Origin of the sequence: Vibrio sp. V04_P4A5T148, from assembly GCF_963875605.1 — a bacterium.
Classification (GTDB): domain Bacteria; phylum Pseudomonadota; class Gammaproteobacteria; order Enterobacterales; family Vibrionaceae; genus Vibrio; species Vibrio anguillarum.
This window is the reverse complement of the sequence record NZ_CAWNMS010000023.1, coordinates 52565-60394: the sequence shown is the minus strand read 5'-3', so window position 1 is coordinate 60394 and position 7830 is coordinate 52565. Positions and strand designations below refer to the sequence as shown.

The window sequence follows — 7830 nt, the reverse complement described above, 5'->3', positions numbered from 1 at the left end:
GTTGTAAGCGCTCGCTATCTTTTTATCCCTTTATTTTTAATGTTTTTTTGTTTTTTTTGTATCATGAGATCTTGCTCACTTATAGTTTTATCGTTAATTTTTTTACTTAAATTAATTCTGCCGAATTGTTGTGATTCGGTTCGCAATCTGGATCTTTATTCATCTTCAATTGAAAATCTGCTGGTGAAATTGCCTAGAAATCAGTTTTTACTTCCAATTTTCATCATCATTTTGCCTCTTTTTTTCTATTGAGAAGTAAGGTTTGTAATACGCAGTGAGTAAGGCGTACCAGAGTAATGGATGCTTGAGGTTAACATTGATTAAATTTAACTAGTCATAACTCTGGATGCATCAATGGGGTGGTTGTTCCGTTGATGGTCATGGAAATATAGTGATAAAAAAGCCTGCAGAGTGCAGGCTTAATGGTGTTGATGTACTTAGAGTGATGTCAGTAGCTTTTGCAATTTATCGCGCTGCGCTTCGATGTGAGAGCGTTCAGGGCCGTGCTCCTGACAATGATCAAGAATGTAATCTAACGAATTAAGAACGGTACGCCAGCGAGGTGTTTTAGGCAGTGTCTCGATACGTAAGTACTTGTCTAGTGTCCGAGTCTGTAATGTGCTTCTATCGAGATACACTCGCCATAGCCCACTCTGCTCTGCAAAGGTAAACTTGCTTTGGTTACTGACCCGTTCCCAGTAATCTAAAGCACTGGTCATTGCTTCAACCAGTACTTCGCGCATTAAATCTTGCTTAGATTGACTCTCTCCCGATACTTTGTCGGCGATACGAGTGAACTCGCCACCGAGTTCTTTGAGCTGTTGCAGTTTTTCTTTATCGCCTTCAAATGCGTAACTGGATAGCGCTTCAATAGCGGTTTCAAGGTTATTGATGCGCGCTGCATTGATGTTTCCACCCACGTTAAATATGTACATAGCCTGCAACCCAGAGCCATCCGGTAGTCGTAACACATCAGCAGACATATGCTGACGTGTATCTTCGACATAGATATCGATATTACCGCAGTAATGCTCTTGCTCGACGACTAAGTATTTGGGGGCGATGAGTTCTTCCGCATTTGAGCGCTTTAGTTGTTCTTGGCTGCGCTTAAATAACCGAGCAGCCGCTTCGTTCGCAAAGCGGATTTTATGATCGTCTCGAATGCAAATAATGGCCTCAGGAGCGGATTCAAGCTGCTCTAGTAGGCGGCCTTGGGTTTCCAATAAACTGGCCTCTACCATTGCTCTATGCTTCAGCTCTTGTTGCAGTTGGTTGTTCTCAATACGTCTTTGTTCAGCTTTGCTGGCCGTTAAATGCGCCGTAATACGTGCAGCGAGCTCTTGCTTATTAAAAGGTTTCGATAAGTAATCGTTCGCTCCCGCTGCAAAACCACGAACTCTATCGTCAGTTTGATTTAATGCCGTCAACATAATGATAGGTAGCTCGGCATGATCGTATGTTTCTCTTAACTTTTCACAGACTTGGTAGCCGCTTAATCCTGGCATCATAATGTCGAGCAGTAGAAGTTCCGGTTTTTCTTTTTCGACCGCGCTAATGACTTCATTGCCATCTTTAGCGGTGCGGACTTGATAGCCTTCTAAACGTAGGAAGCTGTCTAGGACACGCAGATTGACGGGTTCATCATCTGCTATCAGTAGCACTGGGCCTTCTTTATTTTCAGGTAGTGAATGCATTTCAGGCAGTTCAATGTCTGAAATGGTCGGAGATTGGAAGTGGCCAGCTTCCATATAGCTTGTTGACTCAATTTCCGCTTTTGATGCTAATGGCAAGGTAAAGCTGAATGTCGTACCGACCATAGGTTGGCTACTGACATAAAGCGTTCCTTGCATTAATTCGATCAATTGACGGCTGATCGAAAGACCCAAGCCTGCGCCTTGTCGATAACGACTGGCATCTTGCCCTGCTTGAATCAGTGGTTCGAAGATGTGTTCAAGTTGTTCAGCAGGAATGCCTTGCCCCGTATCGACAACTTGGACACGAATCTTGTCATCAACCACATTGGCTGAAATGACAATTTTCCCTTCAGTCGTGTATTTAATGGCATTTCCTACAAGGTTATAAAGCACTTGCTCTAATCGTTGTGGATCGGCAGAGACCCAAATGCATTCATCAGGGATTTGGTTTATTACGCGAATGGGCTTTTTGTTGAGTAGATGGTTAGACAGCTCTAACACTAAGCGTGTTGCGCCGGATAGATCAACAGCACACTGTTTGATATCCAAGCTGCCATAGCGCATCTTATGGTAATCGAGTAAGTCATCGACCAAGTTTGTCAGCCGTTGTCCACTGCTGATGATTATGCCCAATTGATAACGGTGATCGGCCGTGATAGCTCCACTTGACCCAGAGATCAGCGCTTCTGCAATACCGACCATACCGTGCAACGGTGTTCTTAATTCATGTGACGTTGTGGCTAGGAATTCATCTTTTAGTTTGTTAGCGAGATGCAACTCATCGTTCTGTTTGCGGATTAATTGAATATTGCTTTCGAGCTCTTTATTTTGCGCTTTAATCAGCTGCATTTTTTCTCGGATTGAACGCTGCATACGCTCAAAACTCACTGCGAGTCGACCAATCTCATCTTTACGATCGGTATTGATAACATTTTCATCTAAATCCCCTGCTGAGACTTTTTCTGCCGCCCAAGTGAGCTTCAGTAGGGGAGAGGTAATAAAATTAGAGAGATAATGTGAAGCGATGACGACTAAAATAATCGCGGTTAGCATGGCGAAAATAAATAATTTCTCAAGCTGATGAACTCGCGCATAAGCCTCTTTTTCTGGTATCTCTACAACCAAAGCCCAATTGATATTTTTGTTTGCAACAGGTGCATAGGCGGCAATGGTTTTCTCATTCAATGTATTGGTGTAAGTACCAACGGCACTCAACCCAGAAAGCGCAAGATTGATCACTTTTTGACTAGTCTCGATTTCTTGCTGCGTGTAAGAGAGTATTCGAGAATGATGATCTTGCCCGACCAGTAAAGTCCTTATTTGCGATGTCGCATTGGTGTCAGCAACGAGTTTTGTGATGCCATTGTTTGGTAGGCGGAACATGGCGTAGCTGTGCAGGTAGCCCTGTTGAATAATGGGCGCGCCAAGCCAAGCAACTGATTGCCCTTCTTGTGGTGAAAAGTCAGAAATAATGACTGGTGTATATTCTTCATTGATTTTTCGTTGTTCGCCAACTTGCTGCTCTAACTGGCGGAATGTTTTACCCAGATTGCTATCTTTGTATTTTCCGGTCAGTAAATTCGTCCCATAGTTGTCGTGCTTATAAACGGAATAAACGACATCACCATCGAGATCCACCAGTAAAATATCGTCAAAATCAGAACGTTTAAGCAGTTCTAAATACGCCCAATGATAGCGTTTGTGCAGTAGGCGATACCGTTCACTGCCTACATAGCTGCTCGATTGTGGCAATATTGACGTTTTTATCTGATCACCAGAGCCAGGAATATAACGCTGCTGGGCATGCTCACGAGCTTGATCAATATCCAGACCAAGTCTTTGGAACGCATTGACTAAGCCGTAAAAGCGCCCTCCACTAGCATAAGCTAACTCTGAACGGACAAACCCCATCACTTCTGATTCTTTGGCCGTGAGGTAATCGAGAACTTGCTGTTGCTTAGTGTCTCTGACTGACAATAAGTGAGACGTGCTTTGTTCTTGAAGATCTTTAGTGTGTGATTGCAGAAAAAAAATGGCAGTCACAGTTAAAGGCGTGATGCTCAAAACGAGAAAAGCCAGCATAAGAGTATTTTGCAGGCGCTTAAATTTTTGCTTACGAGAGAACCTAAACATAGAAAAAGGCATTACTTTCCGTGAGGCTTTAACGACATGAGGTAGTCGTTAAAGTGAATGAAAAAAACAAAGAAAACCTAAAGTGACGAAATTAACGAGTTTTTTTACTTTGACAAGTAAGTCCTGTGGAAAGCGTGGTCACTAACGCAAAATTCGTAAAAATCATCCAGTTTAGTGACCAGTTGAGAGTGGATTACACTTATTGTTGTGACTTTTGTAATGTTTTTTTTGCGTGGTAAATGATGAATTTGTTAGTCTTATTTAACACCTCGCAATGACCATAAGCCTGTTCAATCAGCGGGGTATATTTAAGAAAACTGTTGGCCACAATAAAAAGTTCGCCTTTCACGGTTTGATGGCTTGGTGCGTTAGCCAGTAAGGCTTCTGTCGCACTATAGCTGGTCTCTAATCCGGAGTGGAAAGGGGGGTTTGAGACGATAAATTGATAATCTTTAGCGGTATCTGAGTAGACATCAGAGGCAAATACATTCCCTGATATGTTATTCGCTATCAAGGTTGCTTTGGTTGATTCAATCGCAAGCGCGCTGATATCGCACAGTTCAATCTCGATATCTGGGTTTAATGTGGCCATTACAGTACCCAACACACCAGCACCACAACCAAAGTCGAGAACTTTTCCTCTTAGTTTAGGTAGTGTATCGAGTAACAGTTGGCTGCCGAGGTCAAACTCGCCATGACTAAATACGCCAGGTAAACTTTTTACAATCAGTGAGTGTTGCTGATACTGCACCTGATAAGTTTTGAACCAGTCTGCAATTTGGAAGCTTGGTGGCTGCTGGGTGCATTGCCCCCAATAGAACGAACATCGTCGAGCTGAATCATACTTTTTAACCACCCCATAAGCTGCAAACATTTTTTCAATGCTTTTTATGCCCGAGCGGTTTTCACCCACGACCACAATCTCAGTCTCTTTGCCCAGTTTGGCCAACAGCATTGCAAGCAGATATTCAGCTTCCTGCTTCGCTTTGGGCCAGTAAAGCAGAATCATGTCAGCATCGGTTTCTTGCTCAAATTGAGCGCCAAAATGACATGTAATTTGCGAATAGGATTCAAGTTGGCGGTAGTAACCATAATGAGTGGTGAACACCGAAACAGAGCGACAATGATTAGCTAACTCTACAGGAAATAAATCCTCCGCTTCTCCAGCCACTAAAAGATGTTTTCCTTCGAAATAAGCAAGCTGACGCTGGGCAATTTGACTTGGTGCGGTGTAACTGGACATAGTGGGCTCTGCGCTAAAAAAAGAGGGGCAGATTCTCGCACAGTCTGCCCCTTGCTTCTAGCTTGATCGTTAGTAAGTCAAAAGTTAGCTATTATCTTGTTGATTGAGAAAACCTTTAAACTCTTCCTCATAAATATTAAACAGCACCATAGTGATGGCAAAAATGAGTGGGCCGTAAATTAACCCAATCAGGCCAAACAGCTGAATACCACCGAGCAGAGAGAAGAAGATCATTAAGGTGTTCATACCCGCGCTCCCTTGCATTAAAAAGGGCCGCAATAAATTATCAATTGAGCCTACAATAATGATACTCCATAGGGCCAAGAATATGCCCCATGTGCTATCTCCGGTTAGAAAGAGATAAACAGTGGCTGGAATCCATATCAGAGCAGTACCAACAACCGGAATAAACGAAGCAAACCCCATCATGGTGCCCCAAAATAACCCAGGGAAACCGGCGAGCCACATACCAAACCCACCCGCAAAGCCTTGCGCTATTGCGGTTAAAAATGACCCCATGACAGCCGATTTGGAGACTTGCTCAATTTCGCAGAGCAACCTGTCTTCTTGACTACGCGACAATGGCAAGATGTGCCTAAGAGCGCTGATGAGCTTATCGTGATCACGGAGTAGGAAAAACAACACGAACAGCATTAAGAAGAAATCCATCAAAAAACTGGTCGCATCACCCAGCACTTTTGCGCTAATACTGACCAAGTTGGTGCCAAATGAACTGGCAAATTGCCCCACTTTTTGTGCGATTTGTTGTGGCTGAATTTCATCAAAGGGCAAATATTGATTCGCAATGGCGAGTCCTTTGACAATCCAAGGATGAGCAAAGGCGGTTTGAATGCCACCATGAGTGACCCATTGGTACATGTTCTGAGAAAATACCGACCCTTGCTGCACAATAGCAGCAAAGACAAACAGCAGTGGAATCACAATAATAAACGTCAAAATAATACACGAGAGAAACGAGGCGGTATTTTTGTATTTGGGGATTTTTCGTTCGAGCCACTCATGAATGGGAAACATCAATAACGAGATGATGAAAGCCATGACAATCGAGTTGATATAAGGTGCAATCAACAGATAACAAGCAATAGCCGCAGCGACAAGTGCCGCAATGAGCACCCAGTGGCTAGAGGTGATTTTCACTTTTTCTGACACGTTGTTAATCCAACCTTGTAAAGTAATAGGGTTATAATGACTGCAAATCAGCGTGTTATCAATGAGGAACTGATGAGATGGGATGTTGTGATAATGAAAAAGGGTGTCAAAACCAGCATAAAAAAAAGTTGAAGCTACCGTGGTTTGCCATCAGCATGATGGCGTTGGTCGTTTTAGTGATTTATTACTGGCAATGATAGCTTGCTTATTGAGTCTGAAATGAATAAAGGGCTGATCTACAGCCCTTTATTCTATGATGAGTCTGCCTAATGGTGCTTATTCCGCTTGAGCTGCCATCATCGCAAAGCAGCGATCGGCCGCTTCTAATGTCGCTGCAATTTCTTTGGAACCGTGCGCCAAAGAGGTAAAACTTGCTTCAAAAGCTGAAGGCGCTAAATAGACACCATGCTCGAGCATCAAGTGGAAGAAGCGCTTGAAACGTTCAACATCACATTTTGCGACTTCTTCATAACAGGTGACGCGTTCTTGATCGGTAAAAAAGAAGCCGAACATGCCACCAACTTGGTTGACCAGCAAAGGAATACCGTGTTTGTCTGCGAGTTCTTTGAATCCATCAGCCAATTGCTTTGTTTTGGCCGCGAGACGTTTTTCATTGCCTTCTTCTTTCAGAAGCGTCAAGCAGGCATAACCCGCAGCCATAGCCACAGGGTTACCTGATAGTGTGCCTGCTTGGTACACAGGACCCGTTGGAGCGATGTATTGCATCACATCACGGCGTCCACCAAAAGCGCCAACAGGCATACCACCGCCAATCACTTTCCCTAGCGTTGTTAAGTCTGGTTTGATGTTGTAGTAAGCCTGTGCACCACCTAGTGCAACACGAAAACCTGTCATTACTTCATCAAAGATCAGCAGAGCGCCTTCTTGGTCACAAATCTCACGTAAGCCTTCATGGAACCCTTCTACTGGTGGAATGCAGTTCATGTTGCCTGCGACCGGTTCGACGATAATGCAGGCTATTTGGCCTTTATTGGCCGCGAACAATTCACGTACAGATTCTAAATCATTAAAAGTGGCGGTCAGTGTATGTTTAGCAAAATCAGCAGGCACACCAGGAGAGCTTGGTTGGCCTAATGTTAAGGCGCCAGAGCCTGCTTTTACTAGCAAACTGTCCGCATGACCGTGATAGCAGCCTTCAAATTTTAAAATTTTATCGCGCCCAGTGAATCCACGAGCTAAACGAATGGCGCTCATCGTCGCTTCGGTACCGGAACTGACCATACGCAACTGTTCCATTGATGGAACCAGCTCAGAAACTAATTCTGCCATATCGATTTCCATCTCGGTCGGCGCACCAAAACTGAGACCGCGCTGCGCTGCGCCTATCACGGCTTCACGAATGACCGCATGGTTGTGGCCTAGTATCATTGGCCCCCAAGAGCCGACATAATCAATATAAGCTTTGCCATCAGCATCAAAAATCAACGGGCCGTCTGCGCGGTCGATAAAAATCGGCGAGCCACCAACTCCGTTAAAAGCACGTACAGGAGAGTTAACTCCACCGGGGATTGCACGTTGTGCCTTTTGATAAAGCTCTGCTGATTTGGTCATGGATTTATCCTCTTCTGC

At 44.1% G+C, this 7830-nt stretch carries 4 protein-coding genes; all 4 read right to left on the bottom strand.

Features of this window, described 5'->3' with window-relative positions; genetic code table 11:
• Positions 1 to 437: 437 nt before the first annotated feature.
• The 4 genes from AACT18_RS03170 to hemL all read right to left on the bottom strand — a co-directional run bounded on the left by AACT18_RS03170 (position 438) and on the right by hemL (position 7812).
• Entirely contained in the window at positions 438 to 3827 is a 3390-nt protein-coding gene (locus AACT18_RS03170; RefSeq protein ID WP_094123985.1) for a response regulator, read from the bottom strand.
• 199 nt (positions 3828 to 4026) lie between these two features.
• Positions 4027 to 5070 carry a 16S rRNA (guanine(1207)-N(2))-methyltransferase RsmC gene (gene rsmC, locus AACT18_RS03165; protein ID WP_047690089.1) on the bottom strand — a complete coding sequence of 348 codons (1044 nt, stop codon included), beginning with the start codon at positions 5068 to 5070 and terminating at the stop codon, positions 4027 to 4029.
• An 84-nt stretch (positions 5071 to 5154) separates the two neighbouring features.
• Positions 5155 to 6240, bottom strand: a complete 1086-nt coding sequence (locus AACT18_RS03160) for an AI-2E family transporter (protein ID WP_094125595.1) — start codon at positions 6238 to 6240, stop codon at positions 5155 to 5157.
• A gap of 276 nt (positions 6241 to 6516) precedes the next feature.
• Positions 6517 to 7812, bottom strand: a complete 1296-nt coding sequence (gene hemL / locus AACT18_RS03155) for a glutamate-1-semialdehyde 2,1-aminomutase (RefSeq protein WP_094125601.1) — start codon at positions 7810 to 7812, stop codon at positions 6517 to 6519.
• Between the last annotated feature and the right edge of the window lie 18 nt (positions 7813 to 7830).

Excerpts from the sequence above, each read along its gene's own strand:
- AACT18_RS03170 (WP_094123985.1), bottom strand. The coding sequence starts at position 3,827 with ATGTTTAGGTTCTCTCGTAAGCAAAAATTTAAGCGCCTGCAAAATACT.
- rsmC (WP_047690089.1), bottom strand. The coding sequence starts at position 5,070 with ATGTCCAGTTACACCGCACCAAGTCAAATTGCCCAGCGTCAGCTTGCT.
- hemL (WP_094125601.1), bottom strand. The coding sequence starts at position 7,812 with ATGACCAAATCAGCAGAGCTTTATCAAAAGGCACAACGTGCAATCCCC.